This window comes from Acinetobacter sp. FDAARGOS_724, from assembly GCF_013364475.1.
Lineage (GTDB): Bacteria > Pseudomonadota > Gammaproteobacteria > Pseudomonadales > Moraxellaceae > Acinetobacter > Acinetobacter variabilis.
In genome coordinates, this window is sequence record NZ_CP054907.1 from 48418 (window position 1) to 70484 (window position 22067).

A 22067-nucleotide genomic window follows, 5' to 3' on the forward strand; every position below is an offset into this window, starting at 1 on the left:
GGGATGGTGACAAGTGTATTGATGGGTTGTCAGTCTCCAAAAACACCACAAGATAATGTTGTATCCGCCTCAGCCAATCAACGTTGCGTTGTAGACAGTTCAGCGACAAAGGTCTGTGTTGATCAACCTGCACAGCGTATTGTTTCGCTATTTGAGTCGGGCTTAGATGGTTTATATATGTTGGGACAAGGACCGAAAGTGGTCGGTATTCCTGCAGAAATTTATCTTCAACCTTTGTTGTTTGATGCCTATTCCAAAATGGATGCCCGCATTGCCCAGAAACAACTTGCGACACCCTCACAAGGCTCTAATGCCACCAATATTGAAAGCTTAATGGCACTGAAGCCTGACTTGGTAGTCTTGGTCAGTGGGCAAACCCAAACCATTGAATTATTGAGGCAGTTTAGCATTGCGGTGTATGTAATGGAATCGGGAACATTTAAACAAGTTAAAGAAGAACTTGCTGAAATTGCCGTACTGACCGGTGCAGAACAACGGTCGCAGGAGATTTTACAGTTTGCCGATAATATTGTGGCAGAAGTGGCTGAGAAAACCTCAAGACAGCCTGAGCGACAATCGATTTACTATGCTTGGTCAGGGGGGCGGGTTTATTCCACTTCGGGGCGTAAATCCATCACCAATGATTTTATTGAATTGGCAGGGGCATACAACATTGTTGAAACTGAGACCAATCAACCGAATGTGAATCCAGAAACGCTGATTGAATGGAATCCGGACAATATTGTGCTGTGGAATACTAATCCAGAACTGATTTATCAGCGTGAAGAATTAAAAGGTTTAAACGCAGTCAAACAACAAAAGGTTTTTAATTTAACGCCTGCATTTATTTATAACCCACATACCATCAAAATTATTGTGACCGCTATTCATCTTAATCACAGTATTTATCCAGAACAATCGGACTTACCTGTAGATACATTGAAACTGAGAATATTAAGCAAGCTGTATGGCGCAAGTTTGGCAAAGGAGCTGATGTAATGACACTGCAATCCTTAAAATATACCTGGTTTTATCCAGTGCCATTGCTCCTGATTTTTTTATCGCTCTTAATTGGACCGAGCCAAAGTCTAAATGCATGGGATTATGTGCTGTGGTGTGTGCAATTTTTATTTGGTACACCTTATTACGATGCGGAACAATTTCTATTGATGCAAAACATTCTAGTCAATGTACGTATGCCACGTATTTTACTGACCTTTATGGTCGGTGCAGCCTTAGCCACTGCGGGGAATGGTTTACAAGCTTTATTTAGAAATCCATTAGTCGATTCGTATGTTTTAGGGATTTCCTCAGGTGCAGCTTTTGGTGCCGCCTTAGCACTGACTTTAAGTTGGCTTTCGCCGAATTTATCCGCATTTATTTTTGGTGTCTGTGCTGTGGCATTGACCTACTTATTTGCCCAACAAAAACATGAAAGCCAAACTTCGCTGGTGATGGTGATTTTATCAGGGATGATCGTATCGGGTCTATTTTTGGCAGGTTTAACCATTATTCAGTACCTCAGTGATCCATTTAAACTACAAGCCATTGTGCAATGGACCATGGGTAATCTACATCAAGCCTCGTGGCAAAAAGTGCAATATGCAATCATTCCGATTTGTATCGCTTTAGCTGGTTTATACGCCATGCGCTGGCGTTTAAACCTAATGGCTTTGGGTGCAGAAGAGGCACAGGCAGTGGGGGTGAATCCACGTTGGGAACAACTGTGTTTGATTGTGTTTGTGACCTTATGTACCTCAACTTCTGTAGCGGCCGCAGGCATTATTAGTCTGTATGGCCTGTTTATGCCGCATATCGTGCGGATGTTAGTTGGCCCTGATCATCGTTATAGCATTCCGGCCAATATGCTGTTGGGCGGTAGTTTCTTACTGTTGATTGATAACTTTTCACGGGTACTGTTGACCTTTGAAATTCCAATTGGAATTTTCACCATGCTATTGGGAGCACCATTTTTCCTATTATTAATGAAAACACAACGGACGGCTTGGGCATGATTCGCATTGAACAATTGAACTATGCCTATGGGCATAAACAGGTGTTAAAAAATATTGACTTAGCATTTCCCAAAAACCAGTTTTCAGTGATTTTAGGACGCAATGGCTGTGGTAAATCGACACTGTTTAAATTAATGGCAGGTTTAGAGCCAATCGAGCAGGGGTGTGTCTGTTATGCCGGTCGATCACTTGCAAGCTTTAAAGGTAAAGAACGTGCAGCCTTACTCGGGTTTTTACCACAATTTCATAAAACCGTATTTCCATTTTTGGTGAAAGATGTAGTGATCACGGGTCGGGCAGCCTTTAGTCGTTTTCGACCGAGTGCTGAAGATTGGGCACGCGTTGATCAAGCCTTAATTGATTTGGATATTGAGCACTTGAAAGAGCGTCCATATACCGAACTGTCAGGTGGTGAACGGCAATTAGTGATGATTGCGCGGATTTTGGTGCAAGCACCACAAGTGATTTTATTGGATGAACCGACCAATCATTTAGATGTCTATTATCAAAGCTATTTGATGAAAAAATTACGCCAATTGTCACGACAGAATTTCACTGTGATTGCGATTATGCATGATCCGAATTTGGCATTTTTATTTGCCGATGAATTGTTCTTTATGCGAGAGCATCAAGTGATTCGACCGGATAACAAAGCACGAATCACTGATCCCAAATTTTTAAAAAGTGTCTACGATGTGGAATTCCATGAAGCCATGATCAAAGACAAAACCATTGTTATTCCGGATCATTCTTGGCTATGAACATGAATTTAGATTATCAATTGTTGCAACCACAAGATCATCAACAGGCGATTGAGTTTGCGCTGTACAGCCGTCAACTCTTATTTCCAGAGCTCTATCAGGCAAAAATTCCCCAAGATATTAAGCATTTTGAGAAATATTATATCGAGAGTGCTTTGGGTTGTTTTATTGTGGTGAAGGATCGAAATCGAATTATTGGCACTGTGGCATATCGTACTTATGACTATCGCTTTGATTTGGATATTCCACAGAATGCAGTGGAAGTGGTGAAGCTATTTGTGTTACCTGAGTATCGTCGTCAAGGCATTGCCACCAAGTTATGCAAGATGTTGTTTAAGCACGCAAAACAGCAGAAAATTGAAACGCTGTATTTACATACACATCCATTCTTACCAGCAGCGGAGCAGTTTTGGCAGTTACAGGGGTACGAAGTGATTAAACGTGAATGGCTAAAAAATTACGATACGATTCATATGCGATTATAATAAATTAAACAATTACATACAGTTTTAAAAGTCATTTTAAATTAGTAAAGTTTGACAACGAGGATTAATTAAATTTAACCTATATCAATTTTCATGAACTTAATTAGACTTCTTGCGTTAGTCAAAATTTAAACAGCCCAAAGCTACATTTTATAAGGTTTTAGCCAATTCAAAAATTAGGTAAAACGATACTTTCGCAAGAGGTCTATGAACTTAAAGTATCATGTACTCAATTTAACATAATCAATATTATACGAAATGAGAGTTTGTTAGAACCCATTTAAAGTGTCTATATTCTCACCAATAAAAATGTCTAGTTTATGGTGATTTAAACATCATGAACTGGATATGAAATATAGATGCTGATCACTATGTCTGACAAAGAAATTCAATGTCTTGCAGTTCTGCAAGACGTTCGAGATCATCGCATTATTTAAGTCTATGCTTTAGAATTTTTAAATCTTTTGACTTTCAAATCACTCGTTTGATTAAATTTTTAATTATTAGAATTTTTCAAGAATCGTATTACATTAAGTGCAAAGTGACTCTATTTTAAAATATGGTTTGAATCCTACTTTAAGATCTCGAGCTGAGATGCTAATATTTATTAAGTTATTTCTAATAGAAGTATACAAATGAAGGGCAAAATAAGCATTCTTATCATAATAATAATTATATTAGCTTTAGCCATTAAGATAGAAAATGACAGGAAAAAACAAAGGATTAATGAGTCGATTCTGAATGACAAAAATACTCGAGTACCTTAACCAAATAGCTGACCTACTCCTTGAACAATAGGCCTCTTGCGAAAGTATCGTTTTACCTAATTTTTGAATTGGCTAAAACCTTATAAAATGCAGCTTTGGGCTGTTTAAATTTTGACTAACGCAAGAAGTCTAATCATGATATTAGTTACTACTTTTGATGATTTTTAAGAAGATGTGTAATGTGGGATACCTTAGAGCATTTCAAGACATTAAAAACTATTGAAGTGGGTTAAGCCATTTTTTGCGCCAAAACAATCAAATAAACATCCATTTTTAAGGGAGTTTTAAGGTTAAAAATTTAAATTAATCAAATCTCATCTTAACTGAATCACTTCTATGTCCCCCGATCGTTCACTCTACAAAGGTACTTCCGGAACACAACGTATTTTCAATGCTACTCGTTATTCCGCGACCGGCCTTAAAACAGCCTTCCGAACTGAAGCAGCCTTTCGGCAGATCGTGCTGATTAACCTGATTTTGATTCCTCTTAGTTTTTGGATATCACAGAGTCTAGCTGAGCAAGCACTCATGGTGGCTGTGTGCCTGCTAGCACTGATTGTTGAACTGATTAACTCAGCAATTGAGGCAGTAGTGGATCGTATTTCCATAGAACAGCATGAGTTATCCAAAAATGCTAAGGATATGGGCAGTGCCGCCCAGTTTGTCGCACTCATTTTAATTACCGTAACTTGGGGCATCATTTTAATCGGTCATTCGTTTTGATCTCATTTCTGCTACAACGACAAGAATGGAATATTTAAAATGTCGTCCGAACGATCTCGTTTTTTACTGAATCAAATATTGCTACTGAGTTTCAGTTTTTTGCTTCTCTGGAATTTTTTTGATGTGGGTGGAGTCATTGATTTAAAACTAATCTATCCATTTATCGATGGTCAGGGACAATTTCCCCTCCGGCAAGATTGGGCACTGGCAGAGTTAAATCATCGTTATATCAAAGATCTGTTAATTCTAGTTTATATAGTGCTATTCATTGGTTGGATGGTCGCACTAAAATGGCAATCTTGGCATAAGAGACGTTGGGAATTAGGTTATTTCTTTATAATGGTAGTGCTTACAACTGGGATAATCGGAATTATCAAATCCCAGTCAGTTCATGCCTGTCCTTGGGATATGGTAACACCTACATCTAATGGGTTTTTATGGGATTTCAGTGCTACCGCTGGACATTGTTTTCCTGGTGGACATGCATCTAGTGGTTTTGCATTAATGACAGGCTATTTTGTTTATCGCACTGTAAACCGTCAGCGGGCTTATTTTTTTCTAATCGCTGCAGCGATCTTAGGCTTCGCTATGGGCTGGGCACAAATGATGCGGGGGGCACATTTCCTGAGTCACAACCTGTGGACTGGCTGGGTGATTTGGTGCATTAATATCATTGGTTATGTTTTATTTAGCCACAAAATGCCAGTTGAAAAAAACGCTTCCTTGCTCGCTAGCATCAAACAGCCTTAATACCTAAAAGACAAAAGTCTATCTATTTAGGCTTCGACCAAGGCAAATTTCACTTGTACACACAGACCACCTAAGCTGCTACTTTTTGAAAATTCTAAAGTACCGCCCAAACGTTCAGTTGCTTTATCCACAATTGATAGACCTAAGCCACTACCAATTTCAGCATGGTTATGAACCCGATAGAATCTCTGACGAATTTGGTTAAATTGCGCTGGATCAATCCCTACTCCACTATCTTCTATCTGTAGAATCGCCTGTTGACCTTGCTGCAATATCGATACATTGATCACGCCATGCTCTGGGCTGTATTTAATTGCATTATCAATCAGGTTATAAATAATCGAGTGTAGGGCTGAAGCCTGGCCCTGAATCAACAATTCTTGCTGTTGTTCTACTCCTAAATCAATTTCTTTTTGTAGTGCCAGCTGGATCAACTGCTCAATGCAGGCGACTGTCATTTGATTCAGAGACAGGGATTGTACAGGCTCAGTTAAACCTTCTGTGACATCCTGTTTAGCCAAACTTAACAGTTGATTTACCAGATGTTGCATCCTTAAGATGCCCAGACTCAAATTGTGCAAGGCATCACTTTGTGGAAATTGCTGTAATAAGATCTGTAACTGTAAATTCAAAGCTGTCAATGGTGTACGTAGTTCATGTGCAGAGTCTGCTACAAATTGACGCTGCTCTTGTTGGGCTAAGGAAATACGGCCAAATAGGTAATTCATTTCCTCAATGGTCGGTTCTAGCTCCAAAGGATATTCTTTCATTTCAATTGGTTTTAATTCTTGAGCCTTACGGCTGGCCAATTCTGTTTTAAAATCAATAAGAGGCTGAAAACTTCTCCGAATTACCCAGCTTAAACCGAATATAGCAAAAGGAAGAAATAGTACATAAGGGAGAAACATATTCACTGCGAGCTCCAATGCTAGATCTTGCCGGACATTTTTTTGCTGGCTTACTTGGATCTGTAATTGGTCTCCAGGAATGATATAAGTTAGCCAGGTCCCGTATGGGGTTTGATGTGTATAGAATCCTGCTTTCTTGACCGATGCAACCAAAACATCCTGTGGATGTAATGTAGTATCTGTATAAGACCAAATATCTACAAATAAATCTTCTTCACTATACTGTTTTCCTAAATCAATCTCGCTTTGTAGCGGTTCAGGATGATTTTCTGCAATGCGCTCTGCGAGACTTTGCATCTGTTTGTCCAAGACTTCATTAATTTCTTCAAGTGCAATCCGGTATGCCGCAAAGATTAGTACACAGCCTAATACTACGCTAAACAATGAAATATAAATAATTAGACGTTTTTGCAAGGAATAGCGTTTTTTTATCATGCTTTACCCTAAGCGATATCCTAGTCCACGAATCGTCCGGATAAAGTCTTTCCCTAATTTGGCCCGCAGATGATGAATATAGACTTCCACAGTATTACTACTTACATCACTATCGAAATCATAAAGTTTGTCTTCTAAATCATTTTTAGAAAAAATTTTGTTTGGATACGTTAATAGTGCGGTGAGAATAGACCATTCTCGATTAGATAATTCTATAGCCTGTCCGTTAAATAATGCGATGTGTTGCTCAATATCCAATTCCAAACCACTGTGTAATAACTTCTTATTAGTATCTTTCTCAATATTTATACTTCCACTTCGACGCATTAAAGCGTGAATACGTGCCAGTAGCTCGTCAAATTCATAAGGTTTAATTAAGTAATCATCTGCCCCATCATTCAGTCCATCTACCCGGTTTTGTAGCTGATCTCGAGCAGAAATAATCAGGACAGGTAAACTTGGGAACTTTTGACGGATATTTTTAAGTACCAGCATACCATCCATCATTGGCAAACCCAGATCTAGCAGGACAATATTATAATTTTGCTGTTGTAGCTGTTTTAAGCCATCAATGCCATTGTTGACCCAGTGCACATCAAATTGATGGAGCTTGAGCAATGTTTTAGTTGACTCGGCAATCATGAAGTCATCTTCAATAATCAATATTTTATGCATCTCAAGCTCTGTTCTTTAATGATGATGAGCATTGTGCAAGCATATCATTTTTAGCTTCAATCACTTGCGTTTTTATACCCAGCAAACTCAATAAACTCGGGAACAGATTATCCTGACTGTGCATCTTACCGGTTTGTGCTTTGAGACAGTTGACCTGCTGGGTATTGTACTGTTGCCAATACTCTGAAAACCACATCAACATTGGAACATGGGTCTGTTGCGTTGGTGCTATGCTATAAGGGGCACCGTGCAGATATAGACCATGTTCTCCGGTAGATTCACCATGATCAGACAGATACCAGAAACCAGTTTGATATTGTTTTTGATCCTGCAATGTTTTGATCATCTGAGCAAGGACATAATCTGTATAGACAATAGAATTATCATAGCTATTTTTTAGCTCATCGGCGCTACAGCCCTGAATGGCATTGGTATTACAGGTTGGTTGGAAAGGTTGGTATGGTGATTTGGAGCGTTTGAAATAAGCCGGACCGTGGCTGCCCATTTGGTGCAGAACGATCAACTGTGGTTTTTGATTATTTTTATCGAGATGTGACAAATAATCTTTCAGACTATCTACCAATATTTCATCAAAACATTCACCTTCAGCATCACACCACTTTTGTTTTAGTTGAGTGGGAATTTGATAATTTTGAATCCGGTTACAGGCACCTTTACAGCCAGAATTATTATCAATCCAAGTCACTTGATAACCAGCACGCTGAGCAATATCTAGTAATCCTTCACGATGGCTAGCCAACTGTTCATCATAGTTTTGACGTGTCATCCCTGAAAACATACAAGGTACTGAAACAGCTGTGGCAGTTCCGCAAGAACTGACTTGATTAAAATTTATCACCTGCAGTTTGCTCAGTTCAGGATTTGTATTACGTGCATAGCCATTTAGAGCAAAGCTCTCAGCACGTGCAGTTTCCCCTACTACCAGCACCATCAATTTAGGTTTGCTTTGCATTTGAGTCTGCTGAAGTAGATGTGCATCTTCACCAAAGGTCACCAATGGCAAATTTGCTTTAGGGGCTTTTTTCTTATAATAGGATAATGTAGATGCAATACTGTTTTGTGGGGAGATCATCCCTTTCAGGTCACGATGCTCACGAAAGATGGCAGCATAATCGACATAAAAACAGAATAATAAGCTGAGTATTAATCCGAGTGAAAGTACACTGCTCAAACTTTTATGCAACAATTGACGCCCCAATGATACAGGCTGAATTTTAAGTATCCACACGATAAAGAGTGGGAAAATGACAAATACCAATGTCCAGATAATTAATCGTATTGACCAAAGATCCCGAATTTCACGAACATCAGTTTGTAACATATTCTGGATCTGGTCTGGGGTAATGACTACACCTAGACTATTAACAAAATAAGCACTAAAGCCACCCAGAATGATCAGAATACTGGCTAGTATTTTGGCATTCCACTTCCAGATAAGCCATTGTAATACCAGATAATAAAAGCCAATAACAACCAAGACTGTCGTAGCTAATAGTGCCCATGCTTTGAAATTGCTATGGGGCGTCAGTTGATGAATTTTTTGATAAAAAGAAAAATTCAAAACTAATCCCAACCAAATAGCGAGCATCAGATTAAATCTTGCTAAAGGAATTGGTTTGATTTGAAGAAGGCTTGGAAAAGAAGTCAGTTTAAGCATTTTTTAATTTCGAAGACTTTAATATGCTTTAGCCTAAAATTTGAATCTTAAAAATGACTTAAAATAATCTGAGAACTACAAAAACTCAGACATATTAGACCTCTTGCGAAAGTATCGTTTTACCTAATTTTTGAATTGGCTAAAACCTTATAAAATGTAGCTTTGGGCTGTTTAAATTTTGACTAACGCAAGAAGTCTACTATGTCTGATAAAGAGATTCAAAGTCTTGCAGTTCTGTAAGACGTTTGAGATCATCGTATTACCCAGGTCCGTGCTGCTGAAATCCTGAATCTTTCTACCCGTCAAATTGCCCGGTTATTGCAGAAGCTTAATCAAGATGGGGTTTCAGGTCTGGCGCATGCCAGTCGTGGTCAACCTGGCCATCGTCGCCATGACGTCCTGTTAAAATCGAAATGTCTTTCCATTATTTCTGAACATCTGCTGGGCTTTGGACCTAAATTGGCACATGAGAAGCTCAGCAGCATATTTGACCTGAATATCCCGGTAGAAACAGTTCGTTCGGCGCTGGATGACGCCCAATGACCTGTGGATCGAGATCAGCGCATGAAACGTCCGTACCAGCCACGCTATAACCGTGATTGCTTCGGTGAGCTGATCTAGATTGATGGCTCATACCATGACTGGTTTGAAGGTCGAGCTGTAAAATGCTGCTTGCTGGTTTATATCGATGATGCCGCTGGAAAGCTGTTGCATCTGTGCTTTTGTGAGGCTGAAACGACCTTTGATTACATGCTTTCAACCCGAGCCTACATTGAACAATACGGCAAACCTCTGGACTTTTATAGCGACAAACATTTGGTATTCAGAGTTAAGCAGAAATCCAAGCAGGACAGCCAGATCACGCAATTTAACCGGATTCTGAATGAGTTAAACATTGATATTATCTTTGGCAACTCACCACAGGCTAAAGGTCGCGTAGAACGCGCGAATAGAACCCTTCAAAACCGTTTGATAAAGGAGATACGTCTGGGAAGGCATCAGTTCGATTGCCAAAGCGAATGCCTGGCTACCCTGCTTCATTGAGCAGTTTAATCAGAGAAGTTTGCCAAATGTGCGCGAAACTCAAAGAACCTGCATCAGCCATTAACCGAATCTGATCTTGAACTGGATGATATTTTTACTTGGCGTGAACCCCGTAGAGTCACGAATAGCCTGACCATTACTTATGATAAATGCGTATATCTCCTAGAGAAGAAAGAAGAAAATCAGAGGCTGATCAGTAAATATCTTGAGTTTCTGGAATACCCGGAGGTACTGTAGCCATCATGTGTGATGGTCGAAAGCTCAACTACAGCCTCTTCGATAAATTAAGTCAGCTGAATCAGTGAGAGATTGTTGAGAATAAACGGTTAGGTTCAGTCCTGGCGCATATTTAACATCAACATGAAGAATTAGAAAAACAAAATAAACGTTCTCGTTTCAAGAAAAGTATGCCGAGTCGTAAATCTCAGAAAGCTGTTATTGAACAAAGAAATCTGAATCCTGTGCTTGACTCTTGTGGGGTAAAAAACAGGACATTTTAATTGGTGAATAACATACAAATCTACTGTACACTTTTTTAGCACTCCTTTGACCCTGAAGTAAAGGAAAAAAGCCTAGATTTAAGCATAATAGCTATTTCGTTTCTTAGAAAATCGTTCAAGCTGCTTTAAGAACCCTTCAAAATAGTCTCTCTGTTTTTCATCCGTTCTAAAACCTGCATATAAGGTTCGGCGTAATCCTTCAGGTGAAACACATTCTAGACGTCGTGACGTGACCCAGCCTTTCGCTTCATATTCATTCACTACCCAATCAGGTAGCGCTGCAATACCACGTCCGCTCGCCACAAGCTGAATCAGCATTTGGGTTAAGTCAGTGGTTCGAATGTTTTTAGGTTGAATATTTGCAGGAATAAATAGTTTCGACATGATATCTAAACGATGTTTATCCACTGGATAAGTAATCAGTGTTTCTTCAGCTAACTCTTTAGCGGTAATTTGCTCTACACGTACCAATGGATGGGTTGTTGATAAAACAAGTCGCGATTCATATTCAAATACCGGAAAGTATTCAACACCTTTTAAAGCGATTGGATCTGCTGTAATCAGTAAGTCAAATTCGCCATTTTGCAATAACTCATGTGGATTCGCTTCAAATCCTGATGCGAAGTCTAAATCGACATCTGGATATTGAATACGATACTGATTTAATAGTGGCATAAGCCAATCGAAACAACTATGGCATTCAGAAGAAAATGTGATTCGACCTGTTTGACCATGTAGAATTCTACTGATATCAGCTTGTGCGATTTGTACTTGTGGCAAAATCTCATCTGCTAGTTTTAGTAGACGTTGACCAACATTAGAAAAAGTAATAGGTCGAGTCTTGCGGTTCACGACCTCAACACCCATCCACTGATCAAGCTCACGTAGCTGATGAGATACCGCTGAAGGTGTAATGCAAAGATCGCTCGCAGCTGCGACTAAAGAACCATGTTCTCTTAAAGCTGAAAGCATTCTTAAGTGTTTTAATTCGATCATCTTGGGAGAAACTCAAATCATTGTCCTTGTAAGGATACATTAAAAGCAAAGATTAAAAGCCCACATGAAGCAGGCTATTTAACATGATGAATGATCATTGCGTAATATCAAATGAATCCTTTCACAAGGAAAAAGCATCCAACAATGACCAATAAAACGGCAAAGCATTTCTTCAACATTACTGGCGATAAGGCATGTGCAGCCTTCGCACCAAATTTTGCAGTGATGAAACTCATGATACTGATGCCAATGAAGGCATAAATATGAACATAACCAATAGTATTCGGCACATTGATTTCAGCATTCATGCCAAAAATCATAAATCCTAATGCACCTGCAACCGCAATCGGTAACCCACACGCCGCAGATGTTCCAACAGCCTTCTGCATGACCACACCATAGCGATTCAGATATGGAACTGTCAGACTTCCACCACCAATACCAAAGATTGCTGATGCAACCCCAATCATACTACCTGCAGCAACTTGTTGACCTGATGAGGGTAACGTTTTCGTTGGGTCAATTGCTTTTTTGGCACCTGTAAACATCGTATATGCGACCCAAATCAGAAATAAGCCAACAATGATTTGTAGATGTAATCCTGATATCAAACCAGCAATACCTGCCCCAAAAAAACAACCAATTGCCATAGGTGGCGCTAGATTTTTAAAAACAGGCCAAATCACAGCACCAGTTTTATGATGCGCAATCAATGAGCTAATCGAGGTTACAACAATGGTTGCCAAAGATGTGCCTAATGCGAGGTGCATAACCACATCGGGGTCATAGCCCATTTGGGTAAAGACAATAAAAAGCAGTGGTACAATAATCGTACCACCGCCGACGCCAAACAGCCCTGCCGCAAAACCAGCAAAAGCACCGATGATTAAAAAGGTTATAAGTTCCACAATAGACTAACTTTTAAAAAGATGAAGGAATTAAGGCATTGGGTTAAACGTGTTCCAATTGACCCACTTGATGATAAGCACGGTTAAAATACACCAGACTTTCTTCTTGATCGCTTTGTTGAACTTTAAGAACACGACACATGAAAACACTGTGTGTACCGACTTGCTGAATATCTTGAATCTCACAGTCAAAACTGACCAAGGCATCTTTCAAAATAGGTGAACCAGTTTCCATCGTACTCCAATCACCGAGTTTGAAACGATCTTCTGAGCTGAATTTACTTGAAGCAAAAGCATTTGAAAGCTGTTCATGCTGAGTACTTAGTACGTTTACAGCCAAGACTTTATTTTCAACAAAATGGGCATGTGAACGGGAGGATTGATTCATACAGACTAATAACATTGGCGGTGTATCCGTCACGCTACATACGGCAGATGCAGTAAATCCATGCATACCTGTTTCACCCAAAGTCGTAATAACATTCACTGCTGTGGTGAGTAAAGACATTGCATTTCTAAAGTCTGTTGCTTCAATCATCTCTTTCATCTCAAATGTACATATCACGTGCTCGTGCATAAAGCTGGACAAATGACCTTGCGATGATTTGTTCTGCTTCGCACGAGACTACGTTTGATTAAGCTTCTAGCTCTTTACGAACAATGGCAGCACCTGCGCTTAAAGCTTCAAGTTTGCCACGTGCCACTTGGCGAGATAGCGGTGTCATACCACAGTTAGTTGAAGGATACAGTTTATCTGCATCAACAAATTGCAATGCTTTGCGTAGCGTATTTGCTACTTCCTCTGCAGTTTCCACTTGAGTGGTTGCCACATCAATGGCACCCACCATCACTTTCTTACCACGGATCAATTCGATTAAATCCATTGGTACACGTGAGTTTTGGCATTCAAGTGAAATAATATCGAGCTTAGATTGTTGTAGTTTCGGGAATGACTCTTCGTATTGACGCCATTCATTACCTAAAGTTTGTTTCCAATCTGTATTGGCTTTAATGCCGTAACCATAGCAAATATGAACTGCAGTTTCACATTTTAGACCTTCAAGTGCACGTTCTAAGGTTGGTACACCCCAGTCATTCACTTCATCAAAGAATACGTTAAACGCAGGTTCATCAAATTGAATAATGTCTACGCCTGCTGCTTCAAGTTCTAAAGCTTCTTGGTTCAAAATTTTGGCAAATTCCCAAGCCAGTTTTTCACGGCTCTTGTAGTGTCCGTCAAAAAGTGTATCAATCATGGTCATTGGACCAGGCAACGCCCATTTAATTGGCTGACTGGTTTGGCTGCGTAAAAATTTCGCATCGTCTACAAACACTGCTTTTTTACGAGAAACTTCACCCACAACTGAAGGTACACTTGCATCATAACGATTACGAATACGCATGGTTTCACGCTTTTCGAAATCTACACCTTCAAGATGTTCAATAAACGTGGTTACAAAGTGCTGACGGGTTTGCTCACCATCACTCACGATATCGATACCTGCAGTGACTTGCTCATGTAATGATAATTTCAAAGCATCACGTTTAGCTTCTAATAATTCTTCGCCTTCAAGCTTCCATGCAGACCATAATTTTTCAGGTTCAGCTAACCAAGACGGTTTTGGCAAGCTACCCGCAGTTGAAGTTGGGAGTAAAAGTTTCGGTTGTGTAAGCGCCATGTCTAATCTTCTTTCTCTAAAATTCGTCAGTCTGTGTGTCAATTCGATGTCTTAAGCAGCTGTTTCGACCTTAAAGTTTGCTGCCCATTCATTTAAAATATCTTGATATGGTTTGATGAAGTTTTCTTCTGTCCATTTACCTTGCTTAACCGCTAACTCACCACGTTCAACACGGTCATAAACGATACGTGTCAGTGAGTAATCGCCATAGCTCAAGCTTGGTTGATACTCCACACCTGCCGGAGAGTTGGTGTTGTAAATTTCAGGACGATAAATTTTTTGGAAGCTTTCCATGGTTGCAATCGCGCTGATCAATTCAAAATCAGTATAATCACGAACTAAGTCGCCAGCGAAATAGAATGCTAATGGTGCATTACCACCTTCTGGTTTGAAGTAACGTACACGTAAGCCCATTTTGGCGAAATATTCATCGGTACGTGAATATTCATCATTGGTATATTCCTCACCTAAAATAGGATGTACGTTTGCCGTACGGTAATAGGTTTTAGAGGTTGAAACACTTAAACAAATCACAGGTGGCTTGGTAAATTCTGCCTTAAATACATCTGAATTCACCAAATGTTGATACAATTTACCATGTAGATCTCCAAAATCTTCAGGTTTTTCACCTACACCACAACCCAATTGAGGCAATACTACGCTGAAGTCGTAATCACGCACATAAGATGAGAAGCTATTGCCGATCATGCCTTCAATACGCTCCCCTGTTTTATGGTCAATCACTACACTTTTCAGTGTTTCAATAAATGGAAAGGTTTGGCCATTGCCTTCGATATCAATTTCAGCAGAAATGATGTCGATCTCAAGTGAGTAGCGATCACCTTTCGGGTTATCAACGGTCGCCAAGCTATTAAAACGGTTGTTGATCATCGCAAGGGTACGACGCAAGTTTTCTTCACGGCTTTCTCCACGTGCCAAATTGGCAAAATTTGTGGTTAAACGTGTGCTTTCTGCTGGCGTGTAGTTTTCATCAAAACGGATACGTTTAATTGAACACTCAAATGCTGTACTCATGGAGATTACCACCTAAAAATTTTATAAAAAGCTAAATTTCTGAATGGCTGTATTTAAACGTGAATAAGAAAGTGAGTAAAACGATATAAATTCAGCTTAAGATGAGAAATACTCATCTTAATAAATTAAAGATGCTGAGGATTTTTAGTTATTCAGTAAGCTAAGAGCATATTCTGGTCCAATTGGACACTTAATAGTATATCGTACTGGACATAGATTCTTCTTTTAATTGGATACTCTGATTTTCAGATACTCTTTGTATCTAAAACGAAATTTAAATGAAAAAGTAAAATAAGTCCTATGAAAAAAGCAGTTATTGCACTGAGTTGCTTAAGTATATTTATGACAGGCTGTTCCTCGCTTCTTAATCCAAGTATTCACAATTCACTAAAAGAAGTGAGAACATCGAACTTCCTAAAAAATGAAGATAAAACAAAAACCATTGGTGGGATTGATGCAAACAGTAATGGTGTTCGAGATGATATTGAGGGATACATAAATCTCAAATATGGAAATAACCCAAATTTGTTAGCGTATATATGCAGTATGCAAAAGAATTACGAACAAAGCTGACGTTGGCTAGTGATGATCGTGAAGCCTATAGTAGAGCATCACACAAAGTCAGCAGGCAAATGATTTGTGCTTCGAAAATTGACTATGAAGTTGAGCCTGAAAAAATGTATCGGGACACAATGATCATCTATGCTCTGTCGGTGAATACTAAGCAGCGCAAGGCTGAAAGTAATCGTATTAGCTCATTGGTGAGTGGCATGGTCTTCATATTGCCAACTGAGGAACATTGCAAAAATTAACGATTTATTAAAATGTCCAAGTTAAAGAAGAATGGGTGTCCAAATACTTATTGATTTTGCAAGCTAAGCGGCTATCTAAAATCTTTATCTGAAATTGGTAATGTTTTTTGCAACTCTACCAAAGATAATAAATCTCCAACTATCAAGTATGTGTAAATAACATAACGATCAGCTTTTTGCCTAGAAATAATAATATTATGAGAACCTTTCTGAGCAGCTTTGAAAATAGCATCTAACCGTTCACCCAAATATTTCATCTGTGAACCAACGATTTCCTCAAATCTTTTAGAGTCTGACTGCTCATCAACATATGTAATAATTCGATTTAAATAATTATCCACACCTAATTTAATAATTTTAGTTTTACCATTATCTAAATTAATAGTCTTATCCTCTCTAGCAGGATAAATCACATCAGCAGTATCTTGTAATATTCGCCTACAACTATGAACGGCATTTGACCAATCCTCTGAATTTTCGGACGTTAAATTCTCATAAACAGATGCAAATTTTTGTGCTGATAATGGTACTTTGGTAATCGAATTCATTTAGCAATCTTGCCAATCTACTCGCCTTTAATGCGCAATTAGATAAAGAAGAGGTACTTAACTCAATATTACTAATAATTTCTTCACTTAATTTTAAAGCTTCATTCAATGACTCTTGATTAACTTGCAATGTTCTGATTCCAAAGCATTATTGTAGTTATTCTCTTATATACTTTAGTTCTTATGGTAATGCTCCCTAAAAATAATTGAACTTAAAAGTAGAAAATCGAATAGCCTTGACCTAAGGAGATTTTCTATGAAAACAACTAAATATTCGGACAGCTTAATCATGAGTATTTTGAAGCAAGCTGAAGCAGGTACTCCAGTGCCTAATCTATGCCGAGAACATGGCATGAGTTCTGCCACTTTTTACAAATGGAAGTCCAAATATGGCGGCATGGATCTTTCCATGATGACTCGACTTAAAGAGCTAGAGACAGAAAATGCCCGCCTAAAGCGCATGTATGCGGATGAACGTCTTAAAGCAGACATTCTTCAGGATGCACTGTCAAAAAAGTTATAAGGCCAACGCAACGCAAGTCACTTGCTCAACAAGCCGTTGAGCAATATAAGATATCAGTGAATAAGGCCTGTCTCATATTCCAAGTCAGTCAAACCTGTTATCGCTATATAGCTCAATTGAAGGAGCAGAATATGGTTATTGCAGATTGGCTGATTAAGCTCACCAATGAGAATAAGACTTGGGGATTTAAGCTTTGCTTTTTGTACCTGCGTAATGTCCAAGGCTACCCTTGGAATCACAAGCGTATTTATCGCATTTATAAGGAGCTTGAGCTTAACCTTCGGATTAAACCCAACAAACGCATTAAACGAATAAAGCCTGAAACTCTTGCAGTACCAGAAGCGCAGAATGAATCATGGTCAATGGACTTTATGCACGATCAACTCAGTGATGGCCGCAGTTACCGTGTGCACAACGTCATTGATGACTATAACCGTGAGTCATTAGATATCTTGATTGACTTCTCCTTACCCGCCGAACGAGTACTTCGAGGGTTGGATCAACTCATCGAATGGCGAGGTAAACCAAAACGAATCCGAAGTGACAATGGACCAGAGTACATCAGTGATTTAATGGAGGCATGGTGTAAGCAGCATGAAATTGAGCATGTATTTACCCAGCCTGGCAATCCACAACAAAATGCGTATGTAGAACGCTTCAATCGGACAGTACGTTATGAATGTTTAAATCAATATTTATTTCGAGAACTTGAAGATGTTCAAGACTATACAACAGCATGGCAACACTTTTATAATCATCAACGACCTCATATGTCAGTTGATGGTAAACCACCTAAATTTAAACAATGATAAAGGCTTCGATTTTTCTACTCATTAACTCAATTAAAAATGGGGGTATTACCTTATTAAATTTCAATTAGTGAATTTCTTTCATCTTAACCTTAGAAAATATCAGTATATCAAATCCTTACTATCTAATTAAATCGTTAAAATATAGGGTTTAGATTTAAACCCATATAACTATGTCAAACAAACTTGAACGTCAGAAATTGACTCTCCCAGCAGGTCACGACAAGCTTCTGCTTCACTCCTGCTGTGCACCATGCTCGGGTGAAGTGATGGAAACCCTAATTGAATCAGGCATCGACTTTTCGATCTTTTTTTATAATCCCAATATTCACCCTGTCAAGGAATATGAAATCCGTAAGGAAGAAAATATTCGCTTTGCAGAAAAACATAATATTCCTTTTATTGACTGTGATTACGATACAGACAATTGGTTTGCACGTGCCAAAGGCATGGAAAATGAGCCAGAGAAAGGTATTCGCTGTACCATGTGTTTTGATATGCGCTTTGAACGGACTGCCCTTTATGCAGCTGAAAATGGCTTCAGCCTAATTAGTAGCTCATTGGGTATTTCTCGTTGGAAAGATATGAAGCAGATCAATGATTGTGGGCATCGTTCTGCTTCACATTATGAAGGTATCACCTATTGGGACTACAACTGGCGTAAAAATGGTGGTGCTGTTCGTATGCTTGAAATCAGCAAAAAGGAAGAATTCTACCAACAAGAATATTGTGGCTGTGTATACTCCTTACGTGATACCAACCGTTGGCGTATGAGCCAAGGTCGTGATCGCATCAAATTGGGCGTGAAATTTTATTCGAATGCCATGGATGATGAAAGCTAAGCTTCGGTCGCCAGATACCAATTTTTCCAGGAACTGGTTCCACGGACTTCAATGGGTACAGTTGGAATCAGTTTTTCTTTTAGAACGTCAGTCTGTCCCACGGCTTTGGCAAGTCGGGCTTTCACAGAATGAATGCATTCACGATCTCCAAACTCACAGCGATCCAATGTCGTACCACCACAAGGACCATTCGCCAATCCTTTGGGGCAAGTTTCAGGGCAAATATATAAAGTATCTCCTAACCTACATTGACCACAACTTTCACAACCCACGACCCCTTGCTTAGAGATAAATTCAGTTTTTAACAATGCTTTTGCTGCAGGCGTATTTTCCCAGAGTGAGGCTTTAAAAATAAAATGCCCCACACCTTTGGCAATTTTGGACTCAAATAGAGCCTTGTGCATGAAATGCAATTGCTGATATTTAATAAGCTGGCTAGAGGATGGTTGGCGGGAATAATAAGCTAATTGTGGCACGAGTTCCTTTTTAGTCTCCACTTGCCACAGTGCATTCCAGAGTGCTTCGAGTTCCTGTAAACCATAATGTCGATATTGTTCAATATATTTTTCTAAAAGCTTTTGCTCTTCAGGCTTATGGCATGCTGAAAGATGCACACCTGCAAAACCCAAATACTTACACATCAATATTTGTATAGCACAACGTTTATAAGCATTCTCAGTTCGTCCATCCTGTTCTTCCTGAGCCAACACTCGTAACATGTGTGGTGTAATCACAATTCCTGCGATCTTATGTTTCACCATAAAATTGGCACGTGCCAAACTAAGTGGCATAACACAAGCAAGTATATTTTGTGGGTATCGATGACGATTTAAAAAAGCCTTGGCTTGTTTTAAAGCCTCCATATCGTAACCCAACTGGGTAACGATAAAGTCTGCTCCTGCTTTAATCTTTTTGTGAAGTTTTAAATATTGTGCATCACGTTCAGCTTCAGCATATTTAAAGGGATTAAAAGCTACACCAATATGAAATCCACCATAACACTTTGCGGCCATGACCGCATTTACAGACTCTAAATATCGGGTGCGATTCGTTCCATCTTGACCATTTGTATGCCCTTTTAACTTATCACCTGTGAGAAGCAGTAAATTTCTTTGTCCCGAAGCTTGAGTTAATTTTAAGAAGGTCTCAAAATCAGTAATATCCCGACCTTTCCCTGAATAATGGATGATTTTTTCCACTGATGAAGGAAATGTCTTCGCACATTCAAGTGGTGGCAAATCACTATCGGCATGCACTCGATCTGCCAAAGTGATCGCACATGGAAATTCTGCTAAAGACATTGGTACGGCAATGCCCTTAGCAGAACTTAAATATTCCAACAAAATACAAAACTGATTGTGCTTAAAATGGGAAGCAAGCTGTGACATAAAATAAAGTTCAAATAAAAATGATTAAAGCAGGTCGCAATTATATTCGACCTAATAGAATCAGCCCGATTAATCTTAAATAGGCTGATATAGAAAATTTTAGTCAATAATTATGCAATGAATCTATTCACTACATTCAATCAGGCAACTTTCTCATTAGATTCTCGCTCTAATGTGAAATGAAATGCCTATTTTTCAAGAATATTTTGATACGACTTAATGAAGTTCTCTTCTATCCATTTACCTTGCTTAAGATTCAATTGAACACGTTCAACACCTTCATAAACTTTACGAGTTAAGAGAAATCATCATTGTGAACAGACTATTTCTCTAAGTTGATTCATCACAACATGTAATTTATAGCCATAGAACCGGCCCATTGAGCTTTTACCACGAGATGCAATTTTAGATAATGATTTATGGCGGTGAATAGGTTTGTGCAACAAAGCCTATTCTAATTAAAACTTGGATTTCATAACCATTAATTTACAGTACAACTATCAATAAAATCGCCCCACCATTGCATCATTTCCATACGCTGATTAAAATATTCTGCATGATTATAACTTGCACGGGTTTTATTTTTATCAGTATGAGATAGCTGTGCTTCAATCCAATTTGATTGAAATAAACCGGATTCATTTAATATGGTACTAAATGTTGAGCGCAAACCATGAGATGATAGTTCATTTTTAGTATATCCCATCTTTCTAATAATTAAGTTCAGGGTATTAAAATGAATAGGTTTATTATTGTTTCGGGGGCTAGAAAACACATATTTTTCGCCATGAGACCAAACGAGTGCTGATTTTACAACTTCAAGTGCTTGATCAGATAGTGGAACTAAAAATTCAGGAATATCATGACCTAAAATAACTTTTCTTCTATATTGTTTAATATGTAAGGCTGGTATTTTCCATATTTTTTTATCCAGATCGAAATGATGCGGTTCACAAAGCAGTAATTCTCCACCTCGTACGCCTGTATATAACTTAAATAATAGGGCTTTTTTAATAATAGGATCTGTATTAACCTGCTTTAATCTAGCTAAAAAGCTAGATAGTTCATCTGAGTTTAAATACGGATAATTTTTTTTAATTTTATTATTGATTAATATTTTATGAAGACCATGGGCAATATTATATTCACAATAACCCATTGCTACAGCATAATCATAAATCTGATTTAAATAACTATAGGCTTTCTTTACAGGTTCTTTTACATTTCTAGATTCTATATTTTTAATAATCTTAACTAGATCATATCTTTTAATTTCAATAAATGGCATTAGTCCAATATTTGGATAAACATCCTGATCTAAACATTTTTTTGCGAGCTGAATTACACCGCATCGTGGTTCATCTTCAAAGGAATTTTTAATTTTAAATTCTAACCACTCTTCACAAATATCCTGAAAAGTTTTGATGTATTTTTTATGCGGTGGTTTATTTTCATAATTATTAAATTTATATTCATCCCGGACTGATCTAGCCTCTTTCAAGGATATTACAGGATATTCACCCAACTTGATGCGAGGACGTTTATTTGTCCCTGCAAGTGAATAGCGGTAACTCCAAGATTTACGTCCATTTGGTTCTACCTTCAAACTTAAGCCGTCATCATCTGCCAGAAAATAGATTTTTTCCTTTGGTTTAGCTTGACGTACCTTAATTTCAGTAAGACTCATGAATTTTTAACCTAACCACAAATGGCACTGCTCAATTCAATTATAGCAAATTTAAGCGATATTCATATGATGCGTATCATACGCATCACATATTTTTAT

Annotated in this window: 21 protein-coding genes and 3 pseudogenes; 11 read left to right on the forward strand and 13 right to left on the reverse strand. The window is 38.5% G+C overall.

Features of this window, described 5'->3' with window-relative positions; all coding sequences use genetic code 11:
• The first annotated feature begins 3 nt into the window (after positions 1 to 3).
• From FOC32_RS00410 to FOC32_RS00435, 7 genes and pseudogenes are all read left to right on the forward strand, one after another.
• Positions 4 to 999, forward strand: a complete 996-nt coding sequence (locus FOC32_RS00410; protein ID WP_376745115.1) for an ABC transporter substrate-binding protein — start codon at positions 4 to 6, stop codon at positions 997 to 999.
• A gap of 5 nt (positions 1000 to 1004) precedes the next feature.
• Positions 1005 to 2015 (forward strand): FecCD family ABC transporter permease, encoded by a 1011-nt coding sequence (locus FOC32_RS00415; protein WP_104427083.1) that lies wholly within the window; start codon positions 1005 to 1007, stop codon positions 2013 to 2015.
• A complete protein-coding gene (locus FOC32_RS00420; protein ID WP_004812169.1) occupies positions 2012 to 2776 on the forward strand; it encodes an ABC transporter ATP-binding protein in 765 nt (254 codons plus the stop codon). Before FOC32_RS00415 ends, FOC32_RS00420 begins: the two co-directional genes overlap by 4 nt.
• Complete coding sequence (locus tag FOC32_RS00425) at positions 2773 to 3261, forward strand: GNAT family N-acetyltransferase (RefSeq protein ID WP_004812166.1); 489 nt, start codon at positions 2773 to 2775, stop codon at positions 3259 to 3261. Before FOC32_RS00420 ends, FOC32_RS00425 begins: the two co-directional genes overlap by 4 nt.
• 359 nt (positions 3262 to 3620) lie before the next feature.
• Positions 3621 to 3760, forward strand: a pseudogene (locus FOC32_RS17205) (ISNCY family transposase); the annotation flags it as partial.
• A 604-nt stretch (positions 3761 to 4364) separates the two neighbouring features.
• Positions 4365 to 4751, forward strand: a complete 387-nt coding sequence (locus FOC32_RS00430; RefSeq protein ID WP_004780021.1) for a diacylglycerol kinase — start codon at positions 4365 to 4367, stop codon at positions 4749 to 4751.
• 39 nt (positions 4752 to 4790) lie between these two features.
• Positions 4791 to 5501, forward strand: a complete 711-nt coding sequence (locus FOC32_RS00435; RefSeq protein ID WP_004780023.1) for a phosphatase PAP2 family protein — start codon at positions 4791 to 4793, stop codon at positions 5499 to 5501.
• A gap of 26 nt (positions 5502 to 5527) precedes the next feature.
• On the opposite strand, the gene FOC32_RS00440 is transcribed toward FOC32_RS00435, so the two are convergent.
• Genes FOC32_RS00440 through FOC32_RS00450 form a run of 3 tightly spaced genes read right to left on the reverse strand, consistent with a single transcriptional unit; the run spans position 5528 to position 9197 of the window.
• Positions 5528 to 6844: an ATP-binding protein gene (locus tag FOC32_RS00440; protein ID WP_004812165.1), complete on the reverse strand. Its 1317-nt coding sequence runs from the start codon at positions 6842 to 6844 to the stop codon at positions 5528 to 5530.
• A 3-nt stretch (positions 6845 to 6847) separates the two neighbouring features.
• Positions 6848 to 7519: a response regulator transcription factor gene (locus tag FOC32_RS00445; RefSeq protein WP_004780026.1), complete on the reverse strand. Its 672-nt coding sequence runs from the start codon at positions 7517 to 7519 to the stop codon at positions 6848 to 6850.
• A 1-nt stretch (position 7520) separates the two neighbouring features.
• Positions 7521 to 9197: a phosphoethanolamine transferase gene (locus tag FOC32_RS00450; protein WP_004812162.1), complete on the reverse strand. Its 1677-nt coding sequence runs from the start codon at positions 9195 to 9197 to the stop codon at positions 7521 to 7523.
• A 258-nt stretch (positions 9198 to 9455) separates the two neighbouring features.
• Here FOC32_RS00450 and FOC32_RS00455 point away from each other — a divergent pair.
• Positions 9456 to 10741: pseudogene (locus FOC32_RS00455) on the forward strand (ISNCY family transposase).
• 78 nt (positions 10742 to 10819) lie between these two features.
• Here FOC32_RS00455 and FOC32_RS00460 read toward each other — a convergent pair.
• The 5 genes from FOC32_RS00460 to FOC32_RS00480 form a co-directional block, all read right to left on the reverse strand.
• Positions 10820 to 11737 (reverse strand): LysR family transcriptional regulator, encoded by a 918-nt coding sequence (locus tag FOC32_RS00460; protein WP_004780028.1) that lies wholly within the window; start codon positions 11735 to 11737, stop codon positions 10820 to 10822.
• Positions 11738 to 11844: 107 nt separating this feature from the next.
• A complete protein-coding gene (locus tag FOC32_RS00465) occupies positions 11845 to 12645 on the reverse strand; it encodes a sulfite exporter TauE/SafE family protein (RefSeq protein ID WP_004780030.1) in 801 nt (266 codons plus the stop codon).
• 43 nt (positions 12646 to 12688) lie between these two features.
• On the reverse strand, positions 12689 to 13183 hold the full coding sequence (locus tag FOC32_RS00470; RefSeq protein WP_004780032.1) for a flavin reductase family protein: 495 nt from the start codon (positions 13181 to 13183) through the stop codon (positions 12689 to 12691).
• Positions 13184 to 13280: 97 nt separating this feature from the next.
• Positions 13281 to 14324, reverse strand: coding sequence for a methionine synthase (locus tag FOC32_RS00475; protein ID WP_004281804.1), 1044 nt, complete (start codon positions 14322 to 14324; stop codon positions 13281 to 13283).
• 51 nt (positions 14325 to 14375) lie between these two features.
• Entirely contained in the window at positions 14376 to 15359 is a 984-nt protein-coding gene (locus FOC32_RS00480) for a putative oxygenase MesX (protein ID WP_004647848.1), read from the reverse strand.
• A gap of 539 nt (positions 15360 to 15898) precedes the next feature.
• On the opposite strand from FOC32_RS00480, the gene FOC32_RS00485 reads away from it, so the two are divergent.
• On the forward strand, positions 15899 to 16171 hold the full coding sequence (locus FOC32_RS00485) for a hypothetical protein (RefSeq protein WP_004780037.1): 273 nt from the start codon (positions 15899 to 15901) through the stop codon (positions 16169 to 16171).
• 71 nt (positions 16172 to 16242) lie between these two features.
• On the opposite strand, the gene FOC32_RS00490 is transcribed toward FOC32_RS00485, so the two are convergent.
• Entirely contained in the window at positions 16243 to 16719 is a 477-nt protein-coding gene (locus FOC32_RS00490; RefSeq protein WP_004780038.1) for a hypothetical protein, read from the reverse strand.
• Between the two features lie 256 nt (positions 16720 to 16975).
• On the opposite strand from FOC32_RS00490, the gene FOC32_RS00495 reads away from it, so the two are divergent.
• A protein-coding gene (locus FOC32_RS00495; RefSeq protein ID WP_175965977.1) for an IS3 family transposase occupies positions 16976 to 18051 on the forward strand; the annotation gives its coding sequence in 2 pieces (ribosomal slippage) (positions 16976 to 17228 and positions 17228 to 18051; 1077 coding nt in all).
• 173 nt (positions 18052 to 18224) lie between these two features.
• Positions 18225 to 18893: an epoxyqueuosine reductase QueH gene (locus FOC32_RS00500; protein ID WP_004647714.1), complete on the forward strand. Its 669-nt coding sequence runs from the start codon at positions 18225 to 18227 to the stop codon at positions 18891 to 18893.
• On the opposite strand, the gene FOC32_RS00505 is transcribed toward FOC32_RS00500, so the two are convergent.
• The 4 genes and pseudogenes from FOC32_RS00505 to FOC32_RS00520 all read right to left on the reverse strand — a co-directional run bounded on the left by FOC32_RS00505 (position 18890) and on the right by FOC32_RS00520 (position 21968).
• Positions 18890 to 20281, reverse strand: a complete 1392-nt coding sequence (locus FOC32_RS00505) for a methylenetetrahydrofolate reductase C-terminal domain-containing protein (RefSeq protein ID WP_004780039.1) — start codon at positions 20279 to 20281, stop codon at positions 18890 to 18892. The two genes, FOC32_RS00500 and FOC32_RS00505, sit on opposite strands and share 4 nt — an antisense overlap.
• A 188-nt stretch (positions 20282 to 20469) precedes the next feature.
• Positions 20470 to 20541 carry a hypothetical protein gene (locus FOC32_RS17210; protein WP_302699567.1) on the reverse strand — a complete coding sequence of 24 codons (72 nt, stop codon included), beginning with the start codon at positions 20539 to 20541 and terminating at the stop codon, positions 20470 to 20472.
• Positions 20542 to 20595: 54 nt separating this feature from the next.
• Positions 20596 to 20712: pseudogene (locus tag FOC32_RS00515) on the reverse strand (transposase); the annotation flags it as partial.
• Positions 20713 to 20762: 50 nt separating this feature from the next.
• Entirely contained in the window at positions 20763 to 21968 is a 1206-nt protein-coding gene (locus FOC32_RS00520; protein WP_004812156.1) for a tyrosine-type recombinase/integrase, read from the reverse strand.
• Positions 21969 to 22067 lie beyond the last annotated feature (99 nt).